This is a genomic window from Pseudomonas sp. PI1, from assembly GCF_000812405.1.
GTDB classification, from domain to species: Bacteria; Pseudomonadota; Gammaproteobacteria; order Pseudomonadales; family Pseudomonadaceae; genus Pseudomonas; species Pseudomonas citronellolis.
In genome coordinates this window covers 64,591-90,065 of sequence record NZ_JWMC01000007.1, presented here as the reverse complement: position 1 = coordinate 90,065, position 25,475 = coordinate 64,591, and the positions used below count along the sequence as shown (strand labels likewise).

General features: G+C 68.6%; 23 protein-coding genes. 11 read left to right on the top strand and 12 right to left on the bottom strand.

Annotated features, from left to right (window positions below):
* Window positions 1–106 precede the first annotated feature (106 nt).
* The 8 genes from RN02_RS02075 to RN02_RS02040 all read right to left on the bottom strand — a co-directional run bounded on the left by RN02_RS02075 (window position 107) and on the right by RN02_RS02040 (window position 9,385).
* On the bottom strand, window positions 107–484 hold the full coding sequence (locus tag RN02_RS02075; protein WP_043312837.1) for an MliC family protein: 378 nt from the start codon (window positions 482–484) through the stop codon (window positions 107–109).
* A 102-nt stretch (window positions 485–586) separates the two neighbouring features.
* Window positions 587–1,996 carry an amino acid permease gene (locus RN02_RS02070; protein ID WP_043312836.1) on the bottom strand — a complete coding sequence of 470 codons (1,410 nt, stop codon included), beginning with the start codon at window positions 1,994–1,996 and terminating at the stop codon, window positions 587–589.
* 933 nt (window positions 1,997–2,929) lie between these two features.
* The gene (locus RN02_RS02065; RefSeq protein ID WP_043312834.1) at window positions 2,930–3,715 is read right to left on the bottom strand and encodes a TenA family transcriptional regulator; all 786 of its coding nucleotides are present in this window, start codon (window positions 3,713–3,715) and stop codon (window positions 2,930–2,932) included.
* 62 nt (window positions 3,716–3,777) lie between these two features.
* Window positions 3,778–6,234: an EAL domain-containing protein gene (locus RN02_RS02060; protein WP_052267626.1), complete on the bottom strand. Its 2,457-nt coding sequence runs from the start codon at window positions 6,232–6,234 to the stop codon at window positions 3,778–3,780.
* A 590-nt stretch (window positions 6,235–6,824) separates the two neighbouring features.
* Window positions 6,825–7,427 carry a DsbA family protein gene (locus RN02_RS02055; protein WP_161796234.1) on the bottom strand — a complete coding sequence of 201 codons (603 nt, stop codon included), beginning with the start codon at window positions 7,425–7,427 and terminating at the stop codon, window positions 6,825–6,827.
* Window positions 7,428–7,466: 39 nt separating this feature from the next.
* Entirely contained in the window at window positions 7,467–8,408 is a 942-nt protein-coding gene (trhO, locus tag RN02_RS02050) for an oxygen-dependent tRNA uridine(34) hydroxylase TrhO (RefSeq protein ID WP_043270858.1), read from the bottom strand.
* 109 nt (window positions 8,409–8,517) lie between these two features.
* A complete protein-coding gene (locus tag RN02_RS02045; RefSeq protein ID WP_009621576.1) occupies window positions 8,518–8,826 on the bottom strand; it encodes a BolA family protein in 309 nt (102 codons plus the stop codon).
* Between the two features lie 13 nt (window positions 8,827–8,839).
* Window positions 8,840–9,385, bottom strand: coding sequence for a DUF2059 domain-containing protein (locus tag RN02_RS02040; protein ID WP_099049072.1), 546 nt, complete (start codon window positions 9,383–9,385; stop codon window positions 8,840–8,842).
* 152 nt (window positions 9,386–9,537) lie between these two features.
* Here RN02_RS02040 and RN02_RS02035 point away from each other — a divergent pair, with 152 nt between their 5' ends.
* The 4 genes from RN02_RS02035 (at window position 9,538) to aqpZ (ending at window position 13,496) form a co-directional block, all read left to right on the top strand.
* Complete coding sequence (locus RN02_RS02035; RefSeq protein ID WP_043270862.1) at window positions 9,538–10,551, top strand: DUF2804 domain-containing protein; 1,014 nt, start codon at window positions 9,538–9,540, stop codon at window positions 10,549–10,551.
* Window positions 10,552–10,648: 97 nt separating this feature from the next.
* The gene (locus RN02_RS02030; RefSeq protein ID WP_043312832.1) at window positions 10,649–12,043 is read left to right on the top strand and encodes a class II fumarate hydratase; all 1,395 of its coding nucleotides are present in this window, start codon (window positions 10,649–10,651) and stop codon (window positions 12,041–12,043) included.
* The gene (locus RN02_RS02025) at window positions 12,036–12,659 is read left to right on the top strand and encodes an NAD(P)H-dependent oxidoreductase (RefSeq protein ID WP_043312831.1); all 624 of its coding nucleotides are present in this window, start codon (window positions 12,036–12,038) and stop codon (window positions 12,657–12,659) included. The genes RN02_RS02030 and RN02_RS02025 overlap by 8 nt, the downstream gene beginning before the upstream one ends.
* 150 nt (window positions 12,660–12,809) lie before the next feature.
* Entirely contained in the window at window positions 12,810–13,496 is a 687-nt protein-coding gene (gene aqpZ, locus RN02_RS02020) for an aquaporin Z (protein ID WP_043312829.1), read from the top strand.
* A gap of 599 nt (window positions 13,497–14,095) precedes the next feature.
* Here the strand turns inward: aqpZ and RN02_RS02015 are convergent.
* Window positions 14,096–15,058 (bottom strand): DMT family transporter, encoded by a 963-nt coding sequence (locus RN02_RS02015; protein ID WP_043312827.1) that lies wholly within the window; start codon window positions 15,056–15,058, stop codon window positions 14,096–14,098.
* Window positions 15,059–15,278: 220 nt separating this feature from the next.
* Between RN02_RS02015 and RN02_RS02010 the strand changes: the two genes are divergently transcribed.
* Window positions 15,279–16,238: a threonine dehydratase gene (locus RN02_RS02010; protein WP_043312825.1), complete on the top strand. Its 960-nt coding sequence runs from the start codon at window positions 15,279–15,281 to the stop codon at window positions 16,236–16,238.
* On the opposite strand, the gene soxR is transcribed toward RN02_RS02010, so the two are convergent.
* Window positions 16,211–16,693 (bottom strand): redox-sensitive transcriptional activator SoxR, encoded by a 483-nt coding sequence (gene soxR, locus RN02_RS02005; protein WP_052267625.1) that lies wholly within the window; start codon window positions 16,691–16,693, stop codon window positions 16,211–16,213. The two genes, RN02_RS02010 and soxR, sit on opposite strands and share 28 nt — an antisense overlap.
* 73 nt (window positions 16,694–16,766) lie before the next feature.
* Here soxR and RN02_RS02000 point away from each other — a divergent pair, with 73 nt between their 5' ends.
* Window positions 16,767–17,135, top strand: a complete 369-nt coding sequence (locus tag RN02_RS02000; RefSeq protein WP_043312823.1) for an antibiotic biosynthesis monooxygenase family protein — start codon at window positions 16,767–16,769, stop codon at window positions 17,133–17,135.
* Between the two features lie 340 nt (window positions 17,136–17,475).
* Here RN02_RS02000 and RN02_RS01995 read toward each other — a convergent pair whose 3' ends face one another.
* Both RN02_RS01995 and RN02_RS01990 read right to left on the bottom strand, forming a co-directional pair.
* The gene (locus RN02_RS01995; RefSeq protein ID WP_043312821.1) at window positions 17,476–18,069 is read right to left on the bottom strand and encodes a tRNA-uridine aminocarboxypropyltransferase; all 594 of its coding nucleotides are present in this window, start codon (window positions 18,067–18,069) and stop codon (window positions 17,476–17,478) included.
* Window positions 18,066–18,962 carry a LysR family transcriptional regulator gene (locus tag RN02_RS01990; RefSeq protein WP_043312819.1) on the bottom strand — a complete coding sequence of 299 codons (897 nt, stop codon included), beginning with the start codon at window positions 18,960–18,962 and terminating at the stop codon, window positions 18,066–18,068. Before RN02_RS01990 ends, RN02_RS01995 begins: the two co-directional genes overlap by 4 nt.
* A gap of 286 nt (window positions 18,963–19,248) precedes the next feature.
* On the opposite strand from RN02_RS01990, the gene speB reads away from it, so the two are divergent.
* The 5 genes from speB (at window position 19,249) to RN02_RS01965 (ending at window position 25,356) form a co-directional block, all read left to right on the top strand.
* On the top strand, window positions 19,249–20,208 hold the full coding sequence (gene speB / locus RN02_RS01985; RefSeq protein ID WP_043270882.1) for an agmatinase: 960 nt from the start codon (window positions 19,249–19,251) through the stop codon (window positions 20,206–20,208).
* A 10-nt stretch (window positions 20,209–20,218) separates the two neighbouring features.
* Window positions 20,219–20,623 carry a YybH family protein gene (locus RN02_RS01980; RefSeq protein ID WP_043312818.1) on the top strand — a complete coding sequence of 135 codons (405 nt, stop codon included), beginning with the start codon at window positions 20,219–20,221 and terminating at the stop codon, window positions 20,621–20,623.
* A 25-nt stretch (window positions 20,624–20,648) separates the two neighbouring features.
* Window positions 20,649–22,163 carry a purine-cytosine permease family protein gene (locus RN02_RS01975; protein WP_043312817.1) on the top strand — a complete coding sequence of 505 codons (1,515 nt, stop codon included), beginning with the start codon at window positions 20,649–20,651 and terminating at the stop codon, window positions 22,161–22,163.
* 118 nt (window positions 22,164–22,281) lie between these two features.
* Window positions 22,282–23,661 (top strand): sodium:solute symporter, encoded by a 1,380-nt coding sequence (locus RN02_RS01970; RefSeq protein WP_043312816.1) that lies wholly within the window; start codon window positions 22,282–22,284, stop codon window positions 23,659–23,661.
* A gap of 93 nt (window positions 23,662–23,754) precedes the next feature.
* On the top strand, window positions 23,755–25,356 hold the full coding sequence (locus tag RN02_RS01965; RefSeq protein WP_043312814.1) for a 5-guanidino-2-oxopentanoate decarboxylase: 1,602 nt from the start codon (window positions 23,755–23,757) through the stop codon (window positions 25,354–25,356).
* Window positions 25,357–25,475 lie beyond the last annotated feature (119 nt).

The following is a 25,475-nucleotide window of genomic DNA, read 5'->3' as shown; positions in this document are numbered from 1 at the left end:
CTGAATAGCCAAGCCTTTTCAGATTTCACGTAGGAACGCACTCTTCGAAGAGCCGCTCGGGTTTTCACACAGCCTGGCAGGCCGGGCTTTCTTCATCGCGACGAACTCAGCGCTCCTTGCAGGAAACCCCGTCGGCGGGCTCGCCGCCCTTCCAGTCCTTGTACAGGGTGGCTTCCTCGCCCTTGGTCCACCAGATGTACTGGCCGGCGGCGTACTTGGCGCCTGAGGCCGAGATGACGTTGGCGAACACCAGGCTGGCGCTGTCGCTCACCGGCACCACCGCCAGGTGGTTGTCGCCCTTGTTCAGGTACTGGACGCTGAACTTGCGGCCGTCGTCGCACTTGTAGTCGACGCTGCGCGAATCCAGCTTGGCGTCGCCGGGCAGGACCAGCGCGTCCACCGGCGGCGCCTTCTTCTCCTCGCCGCCACAGGCGGCCAGCAGCACGGGAACGGCGGCGGCCAGCAGCCAGAATGCTTTTTTCATGGGTGTCCCTCTGACGAAAAATGGCCAGGACACTCTAGCCAAGGTTCGCCGCCGGCGGCAACGCCGCGCGCCCCGGCGAAAAGTCGGGCGCGCGGCTCGCCCTCACTCGGCCAGGGCCAGCGCCGGCTGCGCGGCGCGCGAGCGCTTGAGGCGATAGCAGGCGAACATCACCAGCAGCCACAGCGGGATCACGTACACCGAGACCTGGATGCCCGGGATCATCGCCATCACCCCGAGGATGAACACCACGAAGGCCAGGCACAGCCAGTTGCCGCAGGGGTAGAAGATGGCGCGGAAGGCGGTGCGCACGCCGTCACGGTCCATGCGCTGGCGGAACTTCAGGTGCGCGTAGCTGATCATCGCCCAGTTGATCACCAGCGCCGCCACCACCAGCGACATCAGCAGCTCCAGCGCCTGGTGCGGGATCACGTAGTTGACCACCACCGCGAGGAAGGTCACCAGCGCCGACACCAGTAGCGCGCGCACCGGCACGCCGCGCTTGTCCACCTTCGCCAGGGCGGGGGGCGCGTCGCCCTGCTCGGCCAGGCCGACCAGCATGCGGCCGTTGCAGTAGGTGCCGCTGTTGTAGACCGACAGCGCCGCGGTGAGCACCACGAAGTTGAGGATGTGCGCGGCGGTGTCGCTGCCCAGCAGCGAGAACACCTTCACGAAGGGGCTGCCGCTGTAGTCGTCGCCGGCCGCGCTGATGCTCTGCAGCAGGCTGTCCCAGGGCGTCAGCGCGAGCAGCACGGCCAGGGCGCCGACGTAGAAGATCAGGATGCGCCAGAGCACCTGGTTGATCGCCTTGGGGATCACCGTCTTCGGCTGGTCGGCCTCGGCGGCGGTGAAGCCGAGCATCTCCAGGCCGCCGAAGGAGAACATGATGAAGGCCATGGCCATCACCAGCCCGCTGGCGCCGTTGGGGAAGAAGCCGCCGTGGCTCCACAGGTTGCTCACGCTCGCCTGCTCGCCGCCGTGGCCGGAGAACAGCAGCCAGCAGCCGAGCAGGATCATGCCGACCACGGCGCTGACCTTGATCATCGCGAACCAGAACTCGGCCTCGCCGAACAACTTGACGTTGGCCAGGTTGATGAGGTTGACCAGCACGAAGAACACGGCGGCGCTGGCCCAGGTGGGCACGTCCGGCCACCAGTAGTGCACGTACTTGCCCACCGCGGTGAGTTCGGACATGCCGACCAGGATGTACAGCACCCAGCAGTTCCAGCCGGAGAGGAAGCCGGCGAAACCGCTCCAGTACTTGTGGGCGAAGTGGCTGAAGGAACCGGCCACCGGCTCTTCGACGATCATCTCGCCGAGCTGGCGCATGATCAGGAAGGCGATCACCCCGGCGATGGCGTAGCCGAGCAGCATGGACGGCCCGGCCGACTTGAGCACCCCGGCCGAGCCGAGGAACAGGCCGGTGCCGATGGCGCCGCCGAGGGCGATCAGCTGGATGTGGCGATTCTTCAGGCCGCGCTGCAACTGGCCTGCGTGCTGGGTATCACGCGTCATTGCGTCACCTTTTGTTGTTATCTGTGACGGATCGGGCCCCGCGGTTCGTGGCCGCGCGGCATGCAAGGCGCATCGCGCCGCGACGAATTGCCGCCGGGCGCGGGGCAGGCGCCATATCAGCGGCTGCGGTCGCGGCGAACAAGTCCGCAACCCTTGTGGGAAAGCGCCCGGCCAGCGTCGCGGGCGGCAGCTTTTCGTTACAGCCATGGCGGGCTGCGCAGTGCGTCGGCGGCCGCGTAAAGCCTTCGTTACACAGCGGTTCGTCAGGTTTCCAGGGTAGATGCACGGCGCTACACCGCTGTGGGGTGGTGGCGTAGGGCGGATAACCGTTTGCGGTTATCCGCCGTCGAACCCGAGAGCCATGTTCTTGCTTGCGAAGGAGCCCCACAGTGGAGAGTGTTCGCGAGCAAGCTCGCTCCTACGAGAAGCCATGCTCGCCTGCAACGGAGCGGACCTTGTCCGCGATAGCCGGGGGTATCGGCGCGATTCGCGGATGAGATCCGCTACGCTGCCCCACCCGCACCATTCCCATGTAGGAGCGCGCCCTGCGCGCGAATCGCGGGCAGGGCCCGCTCCTACAGGTTGCCGGGAAGCACGGTATGCCTCCCCCGTAGGAGCGGACCTTGTCCGCGATAGCCGGAGGTTCCGGCGCGATTCGCGGATGAGATCCGCTACGCTGCCCCACCCATGCCGTAACCATGTAGGAGCGCGCCCTGCGCGCGAAATCGCGGGCAGGGCCCGCTCCTACAGGTCGCCGGGGGCACGGTATTCCCCTCCCGTAGGAGCGGACCTTGTCCGCGATTAGCCGGAACCTCCGGCGCGATTCGCGGATGAGATCCGCTACGCCGCCCCACCCGCACCATTCCCATGGGCGGCGCAATCCGCCTGCCTCTACGCCTGTCTCTACCCCGCCAAACGTCCCCGAGACGGGCCTCAGCCGGCCACGCGCACCTGCGGGCGGCGCGTGGTGCCGGCCAGTTCCTGGGCCAGGCAGTGGTCGAGGAACAGTTCCATGTAGCGGAAGCTCTTGCAGATGGCCGCGCGCAGTTCGTCCCAGCGCCCGGGGGCGATTTCCTGGCCGCACAGGGTGCAGATGATCTCCAGGGCTTCCCAGGGGTGGTCGTCGTCGTAATGGGCGTGCAGGCGCAGCCACTTCATCGCGCTCTTGCGCAGTTCCGCCGGCAGCGTCTGCTCGTAGGCGTCGCTGGAGCAGACCAGCGCCGACCAGTCGCCGGTCACGCCCTCCACCGCGTAGTTGGTGGCCGCCATGGCCACCGCCAGGTCATCCGAGGCGCTGCTGTGCCAGCACCAGTGGCCGAGGGCGTGCAGCGCCTCGGGCACCTCCTGCGCACGCAGCGCCGCCAGGCCCACGCCATAGGCCTCGGCCCAACGCAGCCAGTGGTCGGCGTGGTTCAGTTCGACGCGGATGTTGCGCATCAGCCAGCGCCGCGCCATGTCCTCGCCGGGGGAACGGCCGAAGCGCGTCTTCAGTAGGTTCTGCGACATATAGAGGGGGAACTGCTCGACCACCGGCCAACCGCCGATGAGGTAGGTGCGCATGGTCGCGGCGCCAATCTGGCCGTCGCGCAGGCGGCGGTAGAACTCGTGCCCGGAGACCGCGCGGCGGGCGCCTTCGCAGACGGCCACCAGGTCCTGTGCCCACTGCGGGTAGCTGGTCAGGTCCTTCAGCGACCCGACGCGGAGAAATGCTTCGTTCATGCTGGCCCATCCTTGTGCGTCGACGAAATCGACCGCCAGACTAGATGACGGGCCGCCGGCTGTCACCGTCCGGAGGTGGTGTCCGGCTCCACCAGGGCCGGCTCCGCCTGCCCGGAATAGTGACGGTTGAACGGCAGCGGGCGACCCACTGCGTAACCCTGAGCATAATCGATACCGATTTCCCGCAGCGCCTCGAGGATTTCCTCCGACTCGACGAACTCCGCCACCGTGCGCTTGCCCATGACGTGGCCGATCTGGTTGATCACCTGGACCATGGCGCGGTCGATGGGGTCGTCGAGCATGTCCTTGATGAAGCTGCCGTCGATCTTCAGGTAGTCCACCGGCAGGTGCTTGAGGTAGACGAAGGACGACATGCCGGCGCAGAAGTCGTCGAGGGAGAAGCGGTAGCCCATGGCCTTGAGTTCATGGATGAACTGGGTGGCGCTGACCAGGTTGGCGATGGCGCTGGTCTCGGTGACCTCGAAGCAGATGTTCTCCGGCGCCAGGCCGTAGGCCGGCTGCAGTTCGCGGAGCATCTGGATGAAGCTGGCGTCGCCGATGGTCGCCCCGGACAGGTTGATGGCGCAGGTGGCGATCGGCTCGCAGCCGGCCTCGCGGCGTTCGGCGAGGATCTCGAAGGCGCGGTTGGCCACCCAGCGGTCGATCAGCGGCATCAGGCCGTAGCGCTCGGCGGCCGGGATGAAGTCGTTGGGCGGCACCAGGCGGCCGTTCTCGTCCAGCACGCGCAGCAGCAGCTCGACGTGCAGGCCCTCCTCGGCCTGCGGGTCGACCGCGCGGATGCGCTGGGCGAACAGGCGGAAGCGGTCCTCGTCCAGGGCCTGGCGGATGCGCTGGACCCAGGCCATCTCGCCGAAACGCATGGACAGCTCGCTGTCGTCCGGGCTGAACACCTGGGCGCGGTTGCGGCCCTTCTCCTTGGCCAGGTAGCAGGCCATGTCGGCGCAGCGCAGGGCCTCCTCCACCGACACCAGCATGGCCGTGACGTGCACCACGCCGATGCTGACGGTGATGTTGAAGGGCCGCCGGTCCCAGACGAAGTGCAGGTTCTCGACGCCCTGGCGGAGGTTCTCGGCGATCTGCTCGGCGACCTCCGGCGGGCAGTTCTCCAGCAGCACGCCGAACTCGTCGCCGCCCAGGCGCGCCAGGGTGTCGCCCTCGCGCAGGCAGCTTTCGAGGACGCTGCAGGCCTGGCGCAGCAACTCGTCGCCGGCGGCGTGCCCGCAGGTGTCGTTGACTAGCTTGAACTGGTCAAGGTCGAGGTACATCAGGCTGTGGCGGTCGTTGCGCTGCGCCGAGCGCTCCAGCGCCTGCTCCAGGCGGTACTCGAACTCGCGGCGGTTGCTCAGGCCGGTCAGGGAATCGTGGGTGGCCTGCCAGGACAGGCTTTCCATGTACTGCCGCTCGCGGGTCATGTCGTGCAGCACCAGCGCCGCGCCGACGATGCGCCCGCCGACGCGGATCGGCGTGCCCACCAGGGTCACCACCACGCCGCTGCCGTCCAGGCGCTGCAGCAGCTTGCTGATCTCGCTGCCGGCCTCCACCTCGCCGCGCAGTACCTGCCCGACCAGGGCCAGGTCCTCTTCCTCGGAGGTCTCGTCGAGCATGCGCAGCAGCGACTTCAGCGGCAGCCCCACGGCCATCTCGCTGTCCCAGCCGATCATGCGTTCGGCGGCCGGGTTGAGGTAGGCGATGTGGGCGTTCTCGTCGATGGTGATAACCGCGTCGCCGATCGCCGCCAGGGTCGTCTGGGCCTTCTCGCGCTCGCTGTCCAGGGCGCTCTGGAAGGCGCGCTGGGCCAGCAGCAGGTTGCGCGTGCGCCAGGCCGCCAGGAGGATCAGGGCCAGGCCGCTGACGATGTTGGCCGCCAGCAGCAGGCGCATCACCGAGCGCGAACCCTGGGCGAGCGCGGCGCTGAAAGCCATGGAGGCGGGGGTCACGCCTTCGTTGATGGCCTGGATGCGCTGGTCCCAGTAGCTGATGTCGCCGGGGCCGACCTGGCCGGCCTGGATGCGCTGGTGCATCTCTTCGGCGATGGCCTGGAGCTGGTCGAGGTAGCGGTCGCCCTCCTTCCAGTAGCGCACCGCCTCGTTGAAGTAGCTGAAGTCGTGGAAATAGCGGTAGAGGGTGATGATGGCGCCGACGTCGTCGGGATGGTTGCCGCCGGCGAGGATGCCTTTGCGCGCCAGTTCGTAGTCCGGCTGCGGGCTGTCCAGGGCGGTGCGCAGCAGGCGGTCGCCGAGGGGGATGGCGATGGCTTCCTGGTAGCGCCGGTAGTCGTCGGCGTCGCGCGTCTCGCCGTAGCGCTGCAGGTAGTGGATGGCGTCCTTCTGGCCCTTGGACCAGAGGCTCTCGCCGCCGACGTAGGCGCGCACTCCCGAAATCAGGTAAAGGCTGCCTACGCCAAGCAATCCCTGCAGCAGGACCACGGCGATGAACGGCCATACCAGCTTCCACAGCCGGGAGTCATGGCGAATACGGCTCTGCCCAGTAGCACCCATGGATATTGTCGGATTCCTTTCGTGTCCTTACCGCTGCGGCAGCCCGCCGTAGCCGGACTGGAGCGCAACGGCCCCTCCTTACTCTTAGCGCATGGTAGCCATTCCACAAGGCGGGGGTACAGGGCCTGGGCCGAGGAAAATCTCAAAATTGTCCGACAATATGCCGCCGGCCGTCGCCTGCGCCGCTGCCAACCCCTGCGCCAGGGCCTCCGGCCAGCCGATGGGCGACAGTGGCGCACTTCGTCGGTGGTGGACGTGTCGGTGCCGCAGGGCAATTCCGTTCGCGAACGCGAAGCGCAGCGATGCGGATTCAGGATGACGCCGAGCGATCAGGCCACACCGGCCGCCGGGGAGCGCCGTTCGCGAGCAAGCTCGCTCCTACATCCGCCGGCAAACACCATGCCCGTAGGGTGGGTTGACACGAAGCGATACCCATCGCCATGGCGATGGGTTTCGCAAGCTCAACCCATCCTACGAAAAGCGCCTCGGCGCGGGCGGCAAGACAGTGGCGTCGGCATGACAGGAGGAACACCGACGTAGGATGGCGTTGAGCGAAGCGATACCCATCACCACCAACAGCGAAACAGGAATCAGCCCTGGCGGCCGCGCTCCAGCCAGCGTTCGAGCATCGGCGCCAGCTCTTCCAGCGGCTGGTAGCCATTGGTCAGCAGGGCCAGTTGGCCATTGCGCTCGGCCAGCAGGGTGGGGAAGCCGGCGATGCCCAGGTCGCGGGCCCAGGAGAAGTCGGCCTGGGTCGCCAGGTGGTTTTCCTGGCTGTCGAACAGCTCGGCGAACTCGATGCGCGGTAGGCCGACGCTTTCGGCCAGCTGCGCCAGGGTCGCGGCCTCGGTGACGTCGCGTCCCTCGACGTAGAAGGCCTGCTGGATGGCCTTGACCAGCGCCCAGGCGGCCTCCTCGTCCAGGCGCCGGGCGGCGACCACCGCGCGGCAGGCCGGCTCGGTGTCGTAGACGAAGCCTTCGGGCAGCGCGCCCTCGAAGCGGAACGGCTGGCCGGTGGCCTGCTGCACCGCCTGCCAGTGCTCGAGGATGTAGCGCCGGGTGGTCGGCTCCAGCGCCGCGCCATGGCCGGTGCGCAGCCCGCCCATAACCAGCGCCAGCGGTACGCCGGCGGCATCCGCCTGCTCGATCAGCGCCTGGGCCACCGGGGCGAAACCCCAGCACCAGGAGCACATGGGATCCATCACGTAGAGCAGGCGGGCGTTGGCCAAGGATCAGTCCTCCAGGACGGCCTGCCGCGGGTCGCGGCCGATGGGGTGGGGCTGGTTGCGCAGCTTCGCCAGTTCGATCTGCTTCTGCCGCTCGCGGGCGCTGGCGCGGGTCTTCTCGCTCAGCGTGTCCCAGCAGTGCGGGCAGCTGATGCCCGGGGCGTAGTGCTCGCTGGCGCGGTCCTCGACGGAGATCGGGTTGCGGCAGGCGTGGCACTGGTCGTAGTCGCCCTCGGAGAGGTCATGGCGCACCGTCACCCGGTTGTCGAACACGAAGCAGTCGCCGCGCCACAGGCTCTGTTCCTCGGGCACTTCCTCCAGGTACTTGAGGATGCCGCCCTTGAGGTGGAAGACCTCTTCGAAGCCCTCGCCGAGCATGTAGCTGGAGGCCTTCTCGCAGCGGATGCCGCCGGTGCAGAACATGGCGACCTTCTTGTGTTTGGCCGGGTCGTAGTGGGCCTTGACGTATTCGGGGAACTCGCGGAACGACTTGGTCCTGGGATCGACGGCGCCTTCGAAGGTGCCGATGGCCACTTCGTAATCGTTGCGGGTGTCGATCAGCAGCACCTCGGGATCGCTGATCAGCGCGTTCCAGTCCTGCGGCTCGACGTAGGTGCCGACGCGGCGATTGGGATCGACGCCGGGCACGCCCAGGGTGACGATCTCTTTCTTCAGCTTGACCTTGGTGCGGTAGAACGGCTGCTCGTCGCAGTAGGATTCCTTGTGGTCGACGTCGGCCAGGCGCGGGTCCCGGCGCAGCCAGGCGAGCAACGCGTCGATGCTCTCGCGGGTGCCGGACACGGTGCCGTTGATGCCTTCCTCGGCAAGCAGCAGGGTGCCCTTGATGCCGTTGTCCAGCAGGGTCTGCAGCAGGGGTTCGCGCAGCGCGACGTAGTCCGGCAGGGAAACGAACTTGTACAGCGCCGCCACGACGATGGAGCGGGTCATGGGTACATCCTCCAGTGGTCGCCCGCGTAAAGGGCGGACCGGGTCAGAAAAGACAACGCCGGCATGGGTTGCCGGCGTTGGCGCATTCTACCGCAACGACCGGGCAGCGTCAGTGGTCGTGCTTGCTGCCGCCGCGGCAGGTCGGCGAGTCGGGCGCGGCGCCCTGCCCGGCCCACTCCTCGGGGGTGTAGGTGTGCAGCGCGAGGGCGTGGAACTGGCCCATCAGCTCGCCGAGGGTGGCGTAGACCTTCTGGTGCCGCTTGACCGAATTCAGCCCGGCGAACACCGGGCTGACGATCACGGCCTTGTAGTGCGTTTCCTGGCCGCGGCTGTGCATGTGGCTCTCGTCCAGCACCTGCAGGTGCTGCGGTTCGAGGCCGGCTGCCAGGGCGGACTGGATACGTTCCTGCATGCTCATGTCGCTGTTTCCGTCACTTCTTCGCCGGGGCCTTCACGCCCAGTTCCTTGTCCATGTCGGCCAGCAGCTTGTTCACCGGGTCGACCGCGGTCTGCAGCTTGGCCTGGGTCAGCTGGGCGGACTGCGCGGTCAGGCGCGGCATCTTCTGCAGCACTTTCTGGCCCAGGGGCGAGGCGTAGAAGTCGTTCAGCTGCTTGAGCTCGGACTCGGTGAAGTTGTCCGAATAGAGCTTGACCAGCTCTGGCTTGATCTTCTCCCAGCCTACCGCGCGGTCCAGCTCGGCGTTGGCCTTGGCCTGGTAGCGGTCGAGCACCGCCTTCTTGCTGTCCGGCGCCTTCGCCTGGGCGAAGTGCTGGGCGAACATCTGCTGCACCTGGGCGTAGACCGGCACCGTGAGCTTGTCGGCGTGGACCTGCTTGAGGAATTTCTCGGCCTCGGCGGCGGAATCGGCCAGGGCCATGGAGCTGAAACCAACGAGGAGTGCAGCGGTGCAAATCTTGCGAAGGGCGGTCATGGGCAGTCCTTGAGTCTGTCTGGTGTGTCCCTTGGGACCCGCCATTCTGCGCCTAAGTTCTGAAAGCCCTCAAGCGGGAGCCGAGCAACGGCGTTTATGCCAGCCCAGTGGCAGAAATGACTGAAAGTTGCTGCCTACCCTTGTTCTGCCAGCGGCGAATCGGCATGCTGGGTCAGATTGTCACATGGATGTGTTCGATGACCTCCCAGGCCCGCCTCTCGCTGCCTCCTGCCCTACCGATGTTGTGCGATGCACGAGGCCACCTGGACCCGGGCGCCATCGGCTGGTCCTCGCGGCCGCTGCTGGATTGCGCCCTGCCCGGCCAGCGCGGCCGGCGCAAGCGCTGGAACCACTGGTGCCTGATCAGCCCGGGCTGGATGCTCTCGCTGACCATCGCCGACCTCGACTACCTCGGCTACGGCGCCCTCTACTTCCTCGACCTGAACACCGGCAAGGCCTATTCCCGCACCCAGATCTGCCCGCTGGGCCTGCGCTGCGAGTTGCCCGACCACCCCAACCAGAGCCACGCCTTCCGCCACGAGCGCCTCAACCTGGGCTTCGACGACCAGGCCACGCGCCTGCGCATCCACGCCGACGCCGGCGACCTGGGCGGCCTGCCGCTGTCCCTGGCGCTGGACGTGCAGCGCCCGGCGCACCTGGACTCGGTCAACCTGGTGGTGCCCATGGGCGGCAACCATTTCCACGCCTGCAGCCGGCAGATGGGCCTGCCCTTCACCGGCGTCCTGCAACTGGGCGAGGAAACCTACCAGGCCCAGGCCGGGCAGAGCTTCGCCGCGCTGGACTTCGGCCGTGGCGTGTGGCCCTTCCGCAGCTTCTGGACGCGCGCCGCCTTCGCCGCGCCCGGCGGCATCGCCGGCAACTTCGGCTCGGGCTGGACCGACCACAGCGAACACAAGGAAAACGCCCTGTGGTTCGGCGGCGAACTGCAGCGCCTGCGCGGCGAGGTGGACATCCGCCAGGAGCCCAACGACCCGCTCGCCCCCTGGCGCCTGAGCACCGCCGACCAGCGCGTCGACCTCGCCTTCACCCCGCTCAAGCTGCACGAGGCCTCGCCGCGCCTGGGCCTGCTCTACGCCCACACCAGCCAGTGGTTCGGCCACTACGACGGCTTCCTGCGCAGCGCCGCCGGCGAGCAGGTGCCGGTCAAGCGCGCCCTGGGCTGGATAGGCGCCACCCACGCCCGCTGGTAGGCCCGCCGGCAAGCCATAGGCGCCATTGACGCAGCGCGGAACCCGAAAGCCGGCACAAGGCCTAAACTCCCTCAGATCATTCCGGGAGGACGCCTTCATGAAACGGACCGAAACCGACAGCCTGGGGCCCATCGAGGTCGACGAGCAGGCCTACTGGGGCGCGCAGACGCAGCGCTCGCTGGAGAACTTCGCCATCGGCGGGCAGCGCATGCCGCTGGCCGTGGTCTACGGCCTGACGCTGGTCAAGAAGGCCGCCGCGCGCATCAACGTGCGCCTGGGCGAACTGCCGGCGGAGATCGGCCAGCTGATCGAGCAGGCCGCCGACGAAATCCTCGCCGGCCAGCACGACGACCAGTTCCCCCTGGTGGTCTGGCAGACCGGCAGCGGCACCCAGAGCAACATGAACGTCAACGAGGTGATCGCCGGCCGCGCCAACGAGCTGGCTGGCAACGCCCGTGGCGGCAAGGCCCCGGTGCACCCCAACGACCACGTCAACCGCGCGCAGAGTTCCAACGACAGCTTCCCCACCGCCATGCACCTGGCCGCCGCCCGGGCCGTGCACCAGGAGCTGCTGCCGGCCATCGCCGAGCTGGTCGGCGGCATAGCCGCGCAGTCGGCGCGCCACGCCGACCTGGTGAAGACCGGGCGCACCCACCTGATGGACGCCACGCCCATCACCTTCGGCCAGGAACTGTCGGCCTTCGTCGCCCAGCTCGACTACGCCGAGCGCGCCATCCGCGCCGCGCTGCCGGCGGTCTACGAGCTGGCCCAGGGCGGCACCGCGGTGGGCACCGGGCTGAACGCCCCGGCGGGCTTCGCCGAGGACATCGCCGCCGAGCTGGCCGGCCTCACCGGCCTGCCCTTCGTCTCGGCGCCGAACAAGTTCGCCGCCCTCGCCGGCCACGAGCCGCTGGTGACGCTCTCCGGCGCCCTGAAGACCCTCGCCGTGGCGCTGATGAAGATCGCCAACGACCTGCGCCTGCTCGGCTCCGGCCCGCGCGCCGGCATCGCCGAGGTGCGCCTGCCGGCCAACGAGCCGGGCAGCTCGATCATGCCCGGCAAGGTCAACCCGACGCAGTGCGAGGCGCTGTCGATGCTGGCCTGCCAGGTCATGGGCAACGACGCCGCCCTGACCTTCGCCGCAAGCCAGGGCCACCTGCAGTTGAACGTGTTCAAGCCGGTGATCATCCACAACCTGCTGGAGTCCATCCGCCTGCTGGCCGACGGTTGCCGCAACTTCAACAGCCACTGCATCGCCGGCCTGCAGCCGGACGCCGAGCGCATGGCCGAGCACCTGGAGCGCGGCCTGATGCTGGTCACCGCGCTGAACACCCACATCGGCTACGACAAGGCCGCGGAGATCGCCAAGAAGGCCTACAAGGAAGGCACCTCGCTGCGCGAGGCGGCGCTGGAGCTGGGCTACCTGACGGACCAGCAGTTCGACGAATGGGTCCGCCCGCAGGACATGCTGGAGGCCGGGCAGCATGGTTGAATCCGGCAAATCCGGCGCCACGCCCCTGGAGGGCGACGGCAAGCGCATCCTGGTGATACTCGGCACGCCCAAGGCCGACGGCTTCTGCCACGCCCTGGCCGACGCCTACCAGCACGGCGCGCGCAGCCGGGACCACGTGGTGCGCACCCTGAAACTCGGCGAACTGCGCTTCGACCCGGTGCTGCGCGGCGGCTACGAACGCAGCCAGGACCTGGAGCCGGACCTGCTCGAAGCCCAGCGCCAGGTGCACTGGGCGCAGCACCTGGCGTTCGTCTACCCGATCTGGTGGGGCGGCCTGCCGGCGCTGCTGCAGGGCTTCTTCGACCGGGTGTTCCTGCCCGGCTTCGCCTTCCGCTACCGCACCCCGCAGGACCGCGAGTGGGAACCGCTGCTGGGCGGGCGCAGCGCCGACCTGCTGGTGACCCACGACCAGACGCACTGGCGCTACCGCCTGCGCCAGGGCGCCCCGGCGCACCGCCAGATGGTGCGCTGCATCCTCGGCCCGTGCGGCATCGCCACCCGCCACCTGGAAGAGTTCAGCCCCATGCGCGGCGCCAGCGAGGAACAGCGCCAGGCCTGGCTCAAGCGCGCCGAGTCGCTGGGCTCGCAGGTGTGAGCACCGGGCGGGCCGACGGCCCGCCCAGCATCCCGTCTCCGGGAGCCGGGGCTTTTCCAGACGTTCCCTAAAGCCCCCTCCCGCCCTCCTCGCCTAGCATCCCGGCCCTTGCCGCCATTCCGGCGGCCCTTGGGTTCCTGGGAGGGAAACATGTTTCGCAAACTCGGCGCCGAACTCGTCGGCACCTTCTGGCTGGTCTTCGGCGGCTGCGGCAGCGCCGTGCTGGCCGCGCAATTCGGCAATGTCGGCATCGGCCTGCTCGGTGTGTCGCTGGCCTTCGGCCTGACCGTGGTGACCATGGCCTACGCCGTGGGGCCGATCTCCGGCGGCCACTTCAACCCGGCGGTGAGCCTGGGGCTGTGCGTCGGCGGGCGCTTCCCCGCCCAGCACTTGCTGCCCTACATGCTGGCCCAGGTGGCCGGCGGCCTGCTCGCCGGCGCCGCGCTCTACTGCATCGCCAGCGGCGCCGCCGGCTTCGACCCGTCGAAGGGCTTCGCCGCCAACGGCTACGCCGAGCACTCGCCGGGCGGCTACAGCCTGCAGGCGGTGCTGCTGTGCGAAGTGCTGATGAGCGCGGTCTTCCTGTTCATCATCATGGGCGCCACCGACCGCGACGCCCCCGCCGGCTTCGCGCCGCTGGCCATCGGCCTGGCCCTGGCGCTGATCCACCTGGTCAGCATCCCGGTCAGCAACACCTCGGTGAACCCGGCGCGCAGCCTGGGCGTAGCGCCCTTCACCGATCCCTGGGCGCTGCAGCAGCTGTGGGCATTCTGGGTCGCGCCGCTGGCCGGCGGGGTGCTCGGCGCCCTGGCCTGGCGGGTGATTCGCGGGCGTTGAGTAATTCGCGGATGGGGTCCGCTCGTTCAGGGGAATGACGTCGGCGCACGGGCTTTCCCCTCACCCCAGCCCTCTCCCGGAGGGAGAGGGGGCTGGCCCGTGCCGAGAGAAGGCCTGGCTTCAGCCGGCGATCCCTGTGCCAGCCGGCTAACGCCGAAGCACCAACGCACTCCGAACGGTCCCCTCTCCCTCCGGGAGAGGGTTAGGGTGAGGGGGCCGCAGGCCTGCTCGCTCGATTCCGTTCCCCCACACGCTCCATGAAGCCATGCACTTGTAGGAAGCGGGCCCTGCCCGCGATTCGCGCGCAGGGCGCGCTCCTACAGGGAATGACGTCGGCGCGCGGGCTTTCCCCTCACCCCAGCCCTCTCCCGGAGGGAGAGGGGGCTAGCCCGTGCCGAGAAGGGAGATGGAGTCAGTTGGGGATCCCGCAGTTGCCGGCTAACGCCGAAACACCCGCGCACGCCGAACGGTCCCCTCTCCCTTCAGGGAGAGGAGGGTGCCCTGATCCACGGCCCCGCCGATCGCCCTTCCCGCATTCACGATAACGTCCCCGCACCGGCTTCATCCGCGCCTATCATTCGCGAAATCGAAGGGATGGCTCAGGACGACAGTGCCGCCCTCGCCCGCCGCGCCCGGTAGCTGCGCAGCAGCGACGGCGCCAGCGCGGTCAGCGCCGAACCGCACACCACCAGCAGCGCTCCCAGGTAGGCTAGGCCGTCGAGGCTTTCCGGCTGCAGGTGCCCGGGCCACAGGCTGGCCGCCACGGCCACCGAGGCGATGGTCACCAGGGGCGTCAGCGCCAGGGTCGCGCTGACCCGCGAGGCTTCCCAGTGGGCCAGGGCCTCGGCGAAGGCGCCGTAGGCCACCAGGGTGTTCAGGCAGCAGGCCAGCAGCAGCCAGGCCTGCACGCCATCGAGCAGCAGCGCCTGCTGCGGATGCGCCCAGGGGCTGAGCAGCAGCGCGCAGCCCAGGTAGATCACCATCATCACCTGCAGCGAGTTCCACTGCGTGAGCAACTGCTTCTGCGCCAGGCCGTAGAAGGTCCAGACGAAAGCCGCCAGCAGGACGATGAGCACGCCCAGGGTGTAGTCGCCCAGCGAGCCGAACAGCTCCCCGAGACGCTGGTTGAAGAACAGCGCGAAGCCGCCCAGCAGCACCAGCAGGCCCAGCCCCTGGCCAAGGCTGAAGCTCTCCTTGAAGACGAACAGGCTGCCGAGCAGCAGCAGGATGGGCGCGATCTGGATCACCAGCTGGGTGGTGCCCGGGGTGAGCATGCGCAGGCCGACCAGGTAGAACACGTAGTTGCCGGTCAGCCCCAGCACCGCCAGCAGCACCAGGCCGCCGCCGCGCCGGCCCAGCGGGCGGAAGCGCGGCAGCTGGCCGCGCAGCGCCAGCCAGATGAACAGCACGCCGCCGGCGGCCACCAGGCGGTACCAGGTGACGGTGACCGGGTCCATCACCTTCAGGACTTCCTTCAGCTTGATCGGCAGGATGCCCCAGAGCACGGCGGTGACCAGGGAGAGGAACAGGCCGAATTGCCAGCGGCCGGAGGAAACGTGCATGGAGGACAGCCCTTCGCGTGTGCGGTCAGCCATGCTAAGCCAGCGTCGGTGGCGCTCGACAGGAACAGTTCGGCGATACAACTGTACCGGTCCGACGGCACACCCGGGCGCAGGCGGGCGGAAGCGCTACTGGAGACCTACGAAAATCCTCTTCCCAGCTGTACCTGTCGCATTCCCGGCGCAGCGTCCTAGACTGCCCGCTCCCCATAGGAGAACCTCCATGCCGCTCAGCCTGCCCGCCCTCGAAGCCGCTGCCGCCATCGTCCACCGCAGCCTGCCGCCCACCCCGCAGATCCGCTGGCCCCTACTGGTGGAGGCCCTGGGCTGCGAAACCTGGGTCAAGCACGAGAACCACTCGCCGGTGGGCGCCTTCAAGCTGCGCGGCGGGCTGGTCTACTTCCACCACCTGGCGGCCCAGGCCCCCTGCCCAGCCGGGGTGATCAGCGCCACCCGCGGCAACCACGGCCAGTCCATCGCCTTCGCCGCGGCGCGCCTGGGCATGCCGGCGACCATAGTCGTGCCCCACGGCAACAGCCGCGAGAAGAACGCCGCCATGCGCGCCCTGGGCGCCAACCTGATCGAGCACGGCGAAGACTTCCAGGCCTCCCGCGAATACGCCACCGCACTGGCCGAGCGCGACGGCCTGCACCTGATTCCCTCCTTCCACCCCTGGCTGGTGGCCGGCGTGGCCAGCTACAGCCTGGAGCTGCTGCGCGCCCTGCCCGGCCTGGACGTGTGCTACGTGCCGGTGGGCATGGGCTCGGGCATCTGCGGGATGATCGCCGCGCGCGACGCCCTGGGCCTGAAGACGCGCATCGTCGGGGTGGTCTCCAGCCATGCGCCGGCCTATGCGCTGTCCTTCGCCGCCGGGGAGCCGGTGTTCCACGCCACCAGCACGCAACTGGCCGACGGCATGGCCTGCACCACCCCGGAGCCGAATGCGGTGGCAATGATCCGCGCCGGCGCCGACCATTTCGTCCAAGTCAGCGACGCGGAAATCGGCGCGGCCATGCGCCTGCTGTTCACCGCCACCCACAACGTCGCCGAGGGCGCCGGCGCCGCGGCGCTGGCCGCCGCCCTGCAGGAGCGCGAGGCGCTGCGCGGGCTGAAGGTGGGCCTGGTGCTCAGCGGCGGCAACGTCGACCGCGAGGTCTACGCCCGCGAGCTGTCCGGCGGCTGACCGTCCCAGTGCGCGCCCGGCCCCTGCTCCGCCAGCCTGTCGCCGGGGTTGCGCAGCGGGCAGCTCTCCAGCGACAGGCAGCCGCAGCCGATGCAGCCGTTGAGCTGGTCGCGCAGCAGCACCAGCTTGGCGATGCGCTCGTCCAGATCGTCGCGCCAGCGCGCTGAAAGCCGCGCCCAGTCGGCGGCCATGGGCGAACGCCCGCTGGGCAGGCTGGCCAGGGCCTCGGCGATCTCGTTCAGTGGAATGCCGACGCGCTGCGCCACCTTGATCACCGCCACCCGGCGCAGCACGTCGCGCGGGTAACGGCGCTGGTTGCCGGCATTGCGGGTGCTGTGGATCAGCCCCTTGGCCTCGTAGAAATGCAGCGCGGACACGGCCACGCCGGCGCGCCTGGCGAGTTCGCCGACGCTCAGTTCATGGGGTACGTGCAGGGCCTGGTGTTTTTTCGGCATGGCGGGCTTGACCTCAAGTTAAGTTGAGGTTTTACCCTCGCCAGCGTCTGCCTTCAAGCCCAGGAGCCCACCCATGATCATTCCCAGCGCCTACTGCAGCACCGACGCCGACCATGCCGGAACCCCAACGCATTTCGCCCTGCTGATCGACATCGAGGTAGCGCCGGCGCAACAGCCCGACATCGCCGAACGCCTGGGCCGCTACCTGGAGCAGCTGCGCGAACTGTTCCACCAGGCCCCGGGCTACCTGGGCGCGGAACTGCGCGCCAGCGAAGACGGCCGCCACCTGCTCGGCTGCGTGCACTGGCGCAGCCGCGAGGACTGGGAAACCACCTGGGACTGCGGCGCCACGCGCAGCGAGCTGTTCAGCGACAGCCTGCTGCGGCTGGGGGCCAGGAGCATTCATTTCGACAGTTTCCTGGTGGCGGAGCGGTTGGCCTGAGGGGCGAAGCCGAGGCGCTCTTCGTAGGATGGGTTGAGCCTTGGCGAAACCCATGCGGCCGTGACGATGGGTATCGCTTCGCTCAACACCATCCTACGCTGGAATTTCCGCGGCCCATGGCCGCGAATCGCGCGCAGGGCGCGCTCCTACAGGTGGATTCGGAGGTGCTCTTCGTAGGAGCGAGCTTGCTCGCGAATAAACGCGTGCCATGCGGTTCGCGAGCAAGCTCGCTCCTACGAGAAGCCGGGCCTGCCCATACGGTAGGAGCGGGCCCTGCCCGCGATTCGCGCGCAGAGCGCGCTCCTACAAAGGAGCGACAGCCCCGGCGAGACGAACGGAATCAGGGCGGGCGCTGGTGATTGCGCCTGAAGGTCTCCTCCCCCATCGCTGCGATCTGCCCGTCGATCAGCGCCTCGAACGGTCTCAGCAGCGCGTCAAAGGACTGCGGTGCATCCAGCGCGTTCAGGGCGTGCACCACCGCCTCGATGGTCGACAGCGCGCCTTCGGCCGGGGCCTTGCGCAGGCGGTAGCGCGAGGTCAGGCCTTCGGGCAGCACTACTCGCGGCAGGGCTGCCAAGTGCGGGTTGAGGTGCAGCAGCTTGCGCGCCTTGCGCCAAGTGCCGTCGGGCACCACCAGCAGGCGTGGCCGGGTGGCCGGGCGGGTGGCCAGTTCGGCGAGGGGGATGGCGTTTTCGCCGGGGAACAGCAGCCAGGCGTCCTCGGCGGACAGGTCGAGGTCGCTGAAGTCCTCGCCCACCCGCAGTTCGGCGTTGGCCAGGCCGAGGGCCGCCAGGCGCGCGGTGTTCAGGGCGTGGCCGGCTTCGCTGGGGTGTTGCAGCAGGAGCACGCGGGTGCGGTTGTCCAGGCGCGGGATCAGCGCGCACAGGCAATGCCCGGCCGGGCGCAGGCAGCGCTCGCAGCGGGCGCGGCTCATGGCTTGCCCGGCTGTGTGCGCAGCAGGTCGCGGAAGTTCTGGATCAGCGGCTCGCGGGAGCGGCCGCGGCGCAGGATCAGCGAGAACGGCGCCTGGTAGCCGAAGGTGGCCGGCAGCAGCGCGCGCAGCCTGCCCTGCTCCACCCAGGAATGGGCGTAGTGTTCGGGCAGGTAGCCGATGTAGCCGCCGGAAAGGATGAGGATCAGCTGCGCCTCCATACTCTCTACCGTCGCCGCGCTGTGCTTGAAGCCGTGGCGCGCCAGTTCCGCCTGGCTCCAGTAGCCGCGGCCGACCATGCGCTGCTGGGTGATCAGCTCGGCGGGGATGCGCCGGCCGTCGAACAGCGGGTGGCGGTCGCTGCAGTACAGCCAGTGCTGTTCGCGATACAGCGGCTGGTAGACCAGGCCGTTCATGCGGCTGAAGAAGGAGCCGATGGCCAGGTCCAGGCGGTTGTCCAGCACCGCCAGTTGCAGTTCGTAGGGGCTTTGTACCTGCAGGTGCAGGTGCACCGCCGGGTGCAGGCTGCTGAAGGAGCCGATGACGTCGGCCAGCGGCAGCGCCGGGTCGCTCACCGTGGAGTCGAGCACGCCGAGGTTGAGGGTGCCGCGCAGTTCGCCCTTCAGGGTCGCCGCGTAGCGCTCGAAGCCTTCCAGTTCGCCGAGGATGCGCAGGGTTTCCTGGTGGAACAGCTCGCCCTTGCTGGTCAGGCCGAAGCCGCCGCGGCCGCGGTGGCAGAGCACGATGCCCAACTGGTTCTCCAGTTGGCTCATGTAGGTGCTGATGGCCGAGGTCGACAGGTTCAGCTCCTGCTGCGCCGAGGCGAAGCCCTGGTTGCGCACCACGCAGGCGAAAATCCGCAGAAGCTTGACGTCGGGCAGGGCGCTGGCGCTCATGAAGGGCTCCGCAATTCGAGGTGGAGAGGCTCCAGTTCAGCAGCCACTGGACTGGCAATCGGCCAGACCGTCCGTCGCCGCCCGGCCTGCAAGGCACATACGGCGGGGCCGGCGCCGCGGGGGCTGCGACAGGGCAACGCAGTCTAGCCGTGGAAATAAGTTTAGAAAACTCTGAACTGATTATTTGTAGCCAGCGATTCTTCCCACTACCGGGCATGACCAGAATCCGGCCTCAGTATCAACAAGCCTGTTTCCACGAAAACAGCGAATCCCGTGAGGCCTACCCATGGACAAGAAACTCCACCAGCCCCTGGGCGGAAACGAAATGCCGCGCTTCGGCGGCATCGCCACCATGATGCGCCTGCCGCATATCCAGGCCCCCGAACAGCTCGACGAGCTCGACGCCGCTTTCGTCGGCGTGCCCCTGGACATCGGCACCTCCCTGCGCTCCGGCACCCGTTTCGGGCCGCGCGAGATCCGCGCCGAGTCGGTGATGATCCGCCCGTACAACATGGCCACCGGCGCCGCCCCGTTCGATTCGCTGAACATCGCCGACATCGGTGACGTGGCGATCAACACCTTCAACCTGCTGGAGGCCGTACGCATCATCGAGGAGGCCTACGACAAGATCCTCGACCACGGCATCGTCCCGCTGACCCTCGGCGGCGACCACACCATCACCCTGCCGATCCTGCGCGCCATCCACAAGAAGCACGGCAAGGTCGGCCTGGTGCACATCGACGCCCACGCCGACGTCAACGACCACATGTTCGGCGAGAAGATCGCCCACGGCACCACCTTCCGCCGCGCCGTGGAAGAAGGCCTGCTGGATTGCGACCGGGTGGTGCAGATCGGCCTGCGCGCCCAGGGCTACACCGCCGAGGACTTCAACTGGAGCCGCAAGCAGGGCTTCCGCGTGGTCCAGGCCGAAGAGTGCTGGCACCAGTCGCTGGCGCCGCTGATGGCCGAAGTGCGCGAGAAGGTCGGCGGCGGCCCGGTGTACCTGTCGTTCGACATCGACGGCATCGACCCGGCCTGGGCGCCCGGCACCGGCACCCCGGAAATCGGCGGCCTGACCACCATCCAGGCGATGGAGATCGTGCGCGGCTGCCAGGGCCTGGACATCATCGGCTGCGACCTGGTCGAGGTCTCCCCGCCCTACGACACCACCGGCAACACCTCGTTGCTCGGCGCCAACCTGCTGTACGAAATGCTCTGCATCCTCCCGGGCGTACAGCGCCGCTGAGTGACCCCAAATGCATAACGACGCCTGCGTAGCACAGGTGCTGGAGGCTGCCCGCGCGCTCGTGGCAGCCTTCGCGCGCACCGACACCGAGGCCTACTTCGCGGCCTTCAGCGAAGACGCCAGCTTCATCTTCCACAACTGGCCGCAGCCGCTGCGCACCCGCGCGGCCTACCGCGAGGTGTGGGAGAGCTGGTTGCGTGACGACGGCTTCGAGGTCCTCGACTGCCAGTCCAGCAACACCTTCATCAGCCTGCTGGGCGAGGACGTGGCGATCTTCAGCCACGACGTCGCCACGCGGCTGCGCATCCAGGGAACGGAGAGCCTGAACCACGAACGGGAGACCATCGTCTTCCGCCGTGAACAACAACAAGGCCGCTGGCTGGCCGTCCACGAGCACCTGTCGCCTACGCCATGAGGCGGGACTTTCCCGGGAGGAAGTCATGGATAACAAGAACAACCAACATGCAATCACCACCATCGAGACATTCGGCGTCGAGCAGATTCCCGACGCCGAGCGCAACGCCACGCCCACCGACCTGTTCCGCATGATCTTCGGCGGCGCCAACACCTTCGCCACCGCCGTGCTGGGCAGCTTCCCGGTGCTCTTCGGGCTGTCGTTCCAGGCCGGCGCCTGGGCCATCGTCCTGGGCGTGCTGGTCGGCGCGCTGATCCTCGCGCCCATGGGCCTGTTCGGGCCGATCAACGGCACCAACAACGCGGTCTCCTCCGGCGCGCACTTCGGCGTGCACGGGCGGATCGTCGGCTCCTTCCTGTCGCTGCTGACCGCCATCGCCTTCTTCTCGCTGTCGGTGTGGAGCTCGGGCGATGCCCTGGTCGGCGGCGCCAAGCGCCTGTTCGGCCTGCCGGAAACCGACCTCACCCTGGGCCTGGCCTACGGCCTGTTCGCGGTGCTGGTGCTGGTGGTGTGCATCTACGGCTTCCGCTTCATGCTGCTGGTCAACAAGATCGCCGTGTGGGCCGCCAGCCTGCTGTTCCTGCTGGGCGTGTTCGCCTTCGCCGGCCCCTTCGACGCCGGCTACGCCGGTAGCGTGCAGCTGGGCAGCGCGGGCTTCTGGGCCGCCTTCATCGGCGCCACCCTGCTGGCCATGAGCAACCCGGTGTCGTTCGGCGCCTTCCTCGGCGACTGGGCCCGCTACATCCCGCGCGAAACCTCGAAAAAACGCATCATGCTGGCGGTGCTGCTGTCGCAGCTGGCCACGCTGATCCCGTTCTTCTTCGGCCTGGTCACCGCCACCATCGTCGCCGTGAAAGCGCCGGACTACATCGCCGCGAACAACTACGTCGGCGGCCTGCTGGCCATCTCGCCGAGCTGGTTCTTCCTGCCGGTGTGCCTGATCGCCACCATCGGCGGCATGTCCACCGGCACCACCTCGCTGTACGGCACCGGCCTGGACATGTCCAGCGTGTTCCCGCGCCTGCTCAACCGCGTGCAGGCCACCCTGTTCATCGGCCTGCTGTCGATCGCCTTCATCTTCATCGGCCGCTTCGCCGCCAACCTGGTGCAGAGCGTGTCCACCTTCGCCGTGCTGATCATCACCTGCACCAGCCCCTGGATGGTGATCATGATCCTCGGCCTGATCGTGCGCCGCGGCTTCTACCACGCCGACGACCTGCAGGTGTTCACCCGTGGCCAGCAAGGCGGCGCCTACTGGTTCCACCACGGCTGGAACTGGCGCGGCATGGGCGCCTGGATCCCCAGCGCGCTGGCCGGCCTGTGCTTCGTCAACCTGCCGGGGCAGTTCGTCGGCCCGCTGGGCGAGCTGGCCGGCGGCATCGACATCAGCCTGCCGGTGACCCTCGGCCTGGCCGCCCTGCTCTACCTGGCGCTGCTGCGCACCTTCCCGGAATCCACCGGGGTGTACGGCCCGCAAGGCCCGCGCTGGGTCGGCAGCCACGACCGCCCGGTGCTCGGCATCAACGAGCCGGCGGCCTGAACCCGCGACACCCGTAGTACCCGTGAGACGCCGACGGGCCGGTCGCCACCGGTCCGCCGGCCTACCGCCCGCCAGCCGCGGGCGGCAACAATGACAATTCGAGTGTGAGGAGCCGATCATGGCCTTGGATATAATCGTCGTTCTGATCTATGCCGCCGGCATGCTGGTACTGGGCTGGTACGGCATGCGCCGGGCGAAGACCCACGAGGACTTCCTGGTAGCGGGACGCAACCTGGGCCCGTCGTTCTACATGGGCACCATGGCCGCCACCGTGCTCGGCGGCGCCTCCACCGTCGGCACCGTGCGCCTGGGCTACGTCCACGGCATCTCCGGCTTCTGGCTGTGCGCCGCGCTGGGCGCCGGCATCATCGCGCTGAACCTGTTCCTGGCCAAGCCGCTGCTGAAGCTGCGCATCTTCACCGTCACCCAGGTCCTGGAGCGCCGCTACAACCCCATGGCGCGCCAGGCCAGCGCGGTGATCATGTTCGCCTACGCGCTGATGATCGGCACCGTCTCCACCCTGGCCATCGGCACCGTGATGCAGGTGCTGTTCGGCCTGCCGTTCTGGGTCTCGATCCTGCTCGGCGGCGGCGTGGTGGTGGTCTACTCGACCATCGGCGGCATGTGGTCGCTGACCCTCACCGACATCGTCCAGTTCATCATCAAGACCGTCGGCCTGATGTTCCTGCTGCTGCCGATCTGCCTGTACCGCGTGGGCGGCTGGGACGAGCTGGTGGCCAAGCTGCCGGCCAGCGCCTTCAGCTTCCACACCATCGGCTACGACACCATCATCACCTACTTCCTGATCTACTTCTTCGGCATCCTCATCGGCCAGGACATCTGGCAGCGCGTGTTCACCGCGCGCAGCGAGGGCGTGGCCAAGTACGCCGGCACCGCCGCCGGCGTGTACTGCGTGATCTACGGCCTGGTCGGCGCGCTGATCGGCATGTGCGCCAAGGTCCTGCTGCCCGACCTGGACAACGTCAACAACGCCTTCGCCGCCATCGTCCAGGCCTCGCTGCCGGACGGCATCCGCGGCCTGGTGATCGCCGCCGCCCTGGCCGCGATGATGTCCACCGCCAGCGCCGGCCTGCTGGCCGCCTCCACCACCCTGACCGAGGACCTGCTGCCGAAGCTGCGCGGCGGCAAGACCTCCAGCCTGGGCATCAACCGCCTGTTCACCGCCCTCACCGGCCTGGTGGTGCTGGCCATCGCCCTGGTGGTGAACGACGTGATCAGCGCCCTGACCCTGGCCTACAACCTGCTGGTGGGCGGCATGCTGATCCCGCTGATCGGCGCCATCTACTGGAAGCGCGCCACCACCGCCGGCGCCATCACCAGCATGACCCTGGGCTTCGTCACCGCCCTGGCGTTCATGCTCAAGGATGGCTTCGACGCCAACACGCCGATCTACTACAGCCTGGCCGTCGGCCTGGTCAGCTTCGTCGTGGTCAGCCTGCTGTCGCGCCGCCCGCAGGCGGCCGCCAGCGTCGCCTGACGCGTACGCGGCGATGAACAAGGGCGCGGCGAGTCGATCTCCGCGCCCTCTTCGTTTGAGAATCCCCTCACCCACGAACAGAAAGGAACTGCCATGACCACCTGCGGCGAATTCCTCGTCAAGCAACTCGAAGCCTGGGGCGTGGACACCGTCTTCGGCATCCCCGGCGTGCACACCGTCGAGCTGTACCGCGGCCTGCCGGGCAGCGCCATCCGCCACGTCACCCCGCGCCACGAGCAGGGCGCCGGCTTCATGGCCGACGGCTACGCGCGCGTCACCGGCAAGCCGGGCGTGTGCTTCATCATCACCGGCCCGGGCATGACCAACATCCTCACCGCCATGGGCCAGGCCTACGCCGACTCCATCCCGATGCTGGTGATCAGCAGCGTCAACGAGCGCTCGCGCCTGGCCCACGGCAACGGCTACCTGCACGAACTGCCCGACCAGCGCGCCATGACCGCCGGCGTCAGCGCCTTCAGCCACACCCTGATGAGCGTCGAGGAGCTGCCGGCGGTGCTGGCCCGCGCCTTCGCCGTGTTCGACAGCGAGCGCCCGCGCCCGGTGCACATCGAGCTGCCGCTGGACATCATCACCGCCCCCGCCGAGCACATGCAGGTGCGCCCGCGCGTGCAACTGGCGCGCCCGGCCCCGGCGCGCTCGCCGCTGCACGAAGCGGCGGCCAAGCTGGCCAAGGCGCAGAAGCCGCTGCTGCTGCTCGGCGGCGGTTGCGTCGCGGCGCAAGCCGAAGCCCGCGCCCTGGCCACCGCGCTGGACGCCCCCACCGCGCTGACCGTCAACGCCAAGGGCCTGCTGCAGCCGGAGCACCCGCTGCTGATTGGCAGCAACCAGTCGCTGGTGCCCGTGCGTGAGCTGGCCGAACAGGCCGACGTGGTCCTGGCCATCGGCACCGAGCTGGGCGAGACCGACTACGACGTGGTGTTCGACGGCAACTTCCGCATCGGCGGCGAGCTGATCCGCATCGACATCGACCCGCAGCAGCTGATGCGCAACCAGGTCCCGAGCATCGCCATCCAGGCCGACGCCCGCACCGCCATGCGCGCCCTGCTGGAACTGCTGCCGGCCCGCGAGGCCAGCGCCGACAGCCCCGGCGCCCAGCGCGCGGCCAAGGTGCGCGCGCAGCTGGCCGAGGACTTCAGCGGCTGGGCGCACTACCGCACGCTGTTCGGCAAGATTCTCGAAGCGCTGCCGGACGCCCGCTTCGTCGGCGACTCCACCCAGACCGTGTACAGCGGCAACCACCTGGTGGAACTGGACGGCGGCCGCCGCTGGTTCAACTCCGCCAGCGGCTACGGCACCCTCGGCTACGGCCTGCCGGCGGCCATCGGCGCCAAGCTCGGCGAACCGGGCCGCCCGGTGATCAGCCTGATGGGCGACGGCGGCCTGCAGTTCACCCTGCCGGAGCTGGCCAGCGCCGTGGAGGCCAGGGTGGGCATCATCGTGCTGCTGTGGAACAACCACGGCTACGGCGAGATCAAGCGCTACATGGAGCGCCGCGACATCACTCCGCTGGGTGTGGATATCTACACGCCGGACTTCCTCGCCATCGCCCGCGGCTTCGGCTGCGAAGCGGAGCGGGCGCGGGATTACGAGCACCTGCAGGCGTTGCTGCGTAACGCGCCGAGCGATCGGCCGTTGATCGTGGAAGTGATGGAGGCGGCGCCGTTCGCGCCTTGAGGCGATGGAGTGAGGCTCGGCAACCCTCTCCCCCCGCCCTCGGCTGCGCGCCCCGCCCTGAAGGGAGAGGGAGCCTGTCCGTGCCCGCTGAAAGTCATGTGCTCCAACTCATGCCAAGG

Excerpts from the sequence above, each read along its gene's own strand:
- RN02_RS02075 (WP_043312837.1), bottom strand. The coding sequence starts at position 484 with ATGAAAAAAGCATTCTGGCTGCTGGCCGCCGCCGTTCCCGTGCTGCTG.
- RN02_RS02070 (WP_043312836.1), bottom strand. The coding sequence starts at position 1,996 with ATGACGCGTGATACCCAGCACGCAGGCCAGTTGCAGCGCGGCCTGAAG.
- RN02_RS02065 (WP_043312834.1), bottom strand. The coding sequence starts at position 3,715 with ATGAACGAAGCATTTCTCCGCGTCGGGTCGCTGAAGGACCTGACCAGC.
- RN02_RS02060 (WP_052267626.1), bottom strand. The coding sequence starts at position 6,234 with ATGGGTGCTACTGGGCAGAGCCGTATTCGCCATGACTCCCGGCTGTGG.
- RN02_RS02055 (WP_161796234.1), bottom strand. The coding sequence starts at position 7,427 with ATGTGCTCCTGGTGCTGGGGTTTCGCCCCGGTGGCCCAGGCGCTGATC.
- trhO (WP_043270858.1), bottom strand. The coding sequence starts at position 8,408 with ATGACCCGCTCCATCGTCGTGGCGGCGCTGTACAAGTTCGTTTCCCTG.
- RN02_RS02045 (WP_009621576.1), bottom strand. The coding sequence starts at position 8,826 with ATGAGCATGCAGGAACGTATCCAGTCCGCCCTGGCAGCCGGCCTCGAA.
- RN02_RS02040 (WP_099049072.1), bottom strand. The coding sequence starts at position 9,385 with ATGGCGGGTCCCAAGGGACACACCAGACAGACTCAAGGACTGCCCATG.
- RN02_RS02035 (WP_043270862.1), top strand. The coding sequence starts at position 9,538 with ATGACCTCCCAGGCCCGCCTCTCGCTGCCTCCTGCCCTACCGATGTTG.
- RN02_RS02030 (WP_043312832.1), top strand. The coding sequence starts at position 10,649 with ATGAAACGGACCGAAACCGACAGCCTGGGGCCCATCGAGGTCGACGAG.
- RN02_RS02025 (WP_043312831.1), top strand. The coding sequence starts at position 12,036 with ATGGTTGAATCCGGCAAATCCGGCGCCACGCCCCTGGAGGGCGACGGC.
- aqpZ (WP_043312829.1), top strand. The coding sequence starts at position 12,810 with ATGTTTCGCAAACTCGGCGCCGAACTCGTCGGCACCTTCTGGCTGGTC.
- RN02_RS02015 (WP_043312827.1), bottom strand. The coding sequence starts at position 15,058 with ATGCACGTTTCCTCCGGCCGCTGGCAATTCGGCCTGTTCCTCTCCCTG.
- RN02_RS02010 (WP_043312825.1), top strand. The coding sequence starts at position 15,279 with ATGCCGCTCAGCCTGCCCGCCCTCGAAGCCGCTGCCGCCATCGTCCAC.
- soxR (WP_052267625.1), bottom strand. The coding sequence starts at position 16,693 with ATGCCGAAAAAACACCAGGCCCTGCACGTACCCCATGAACTGAGCGTC.
- RN02_RS02000 (WP_043312823.1), top strand. The coding sequence starts at position 16,767 with ATGATCATTCCCAGCGCCTACTGCAGCACCGACGCCGACCATGCCGGA.
- RN02_RS01995 (WP_043312821.1), bottom strand. The coding sequence starts at position 18,069 with ATGAGCCGCGCCCGCTGCGAGCGCTGCCTGCGCCCGGCCGGGCATTGC.
- RN02_RS01990 (WP_043312819.1), bottom strand. The coding sequence starts at position 18,962 with ATGAGCGCCAGCGCCCTGCCCGACGTCAAGCTTCTGCGGATTTTCGCC.
- speB (WP_043270882.1), top strand. The coding sequence starts at position 19,249 with ATGGACAAGAAACTCCACCAGCCCCTGGGCGGAAACGAAATGCCGCGC.
- RN02_RS01980 (WP_043312818.1), top strand. The coding sequence starts at position 20,219 with ATGCATAACGACGCCTGCGTAGCACAGGTGCTGGAGGCTGCCCGCGCG.
- RN02_RS01975 (WP_043312817.1), top strand. The coding sequence starts at position 20,649 with ATGGATAACAAGAACAACCAACATGCAATCACCACCATCGAGACATTC.
- RN02_RS01970 (WP_043312816.1), top strand. The coding sequence starts at position 22,282 with ATGGCCTTGGATATAATCGTCGTTCTGATCTATGCCGCCGGCATGCTG.
- RN02_RS01965 (WP_043312814.1), top strand. The coding sequence starts at position 23,755 with ATGACCACCTGCGGCGAATTCCTCGTCAAGCAACTCGAAGCCTGGGGC.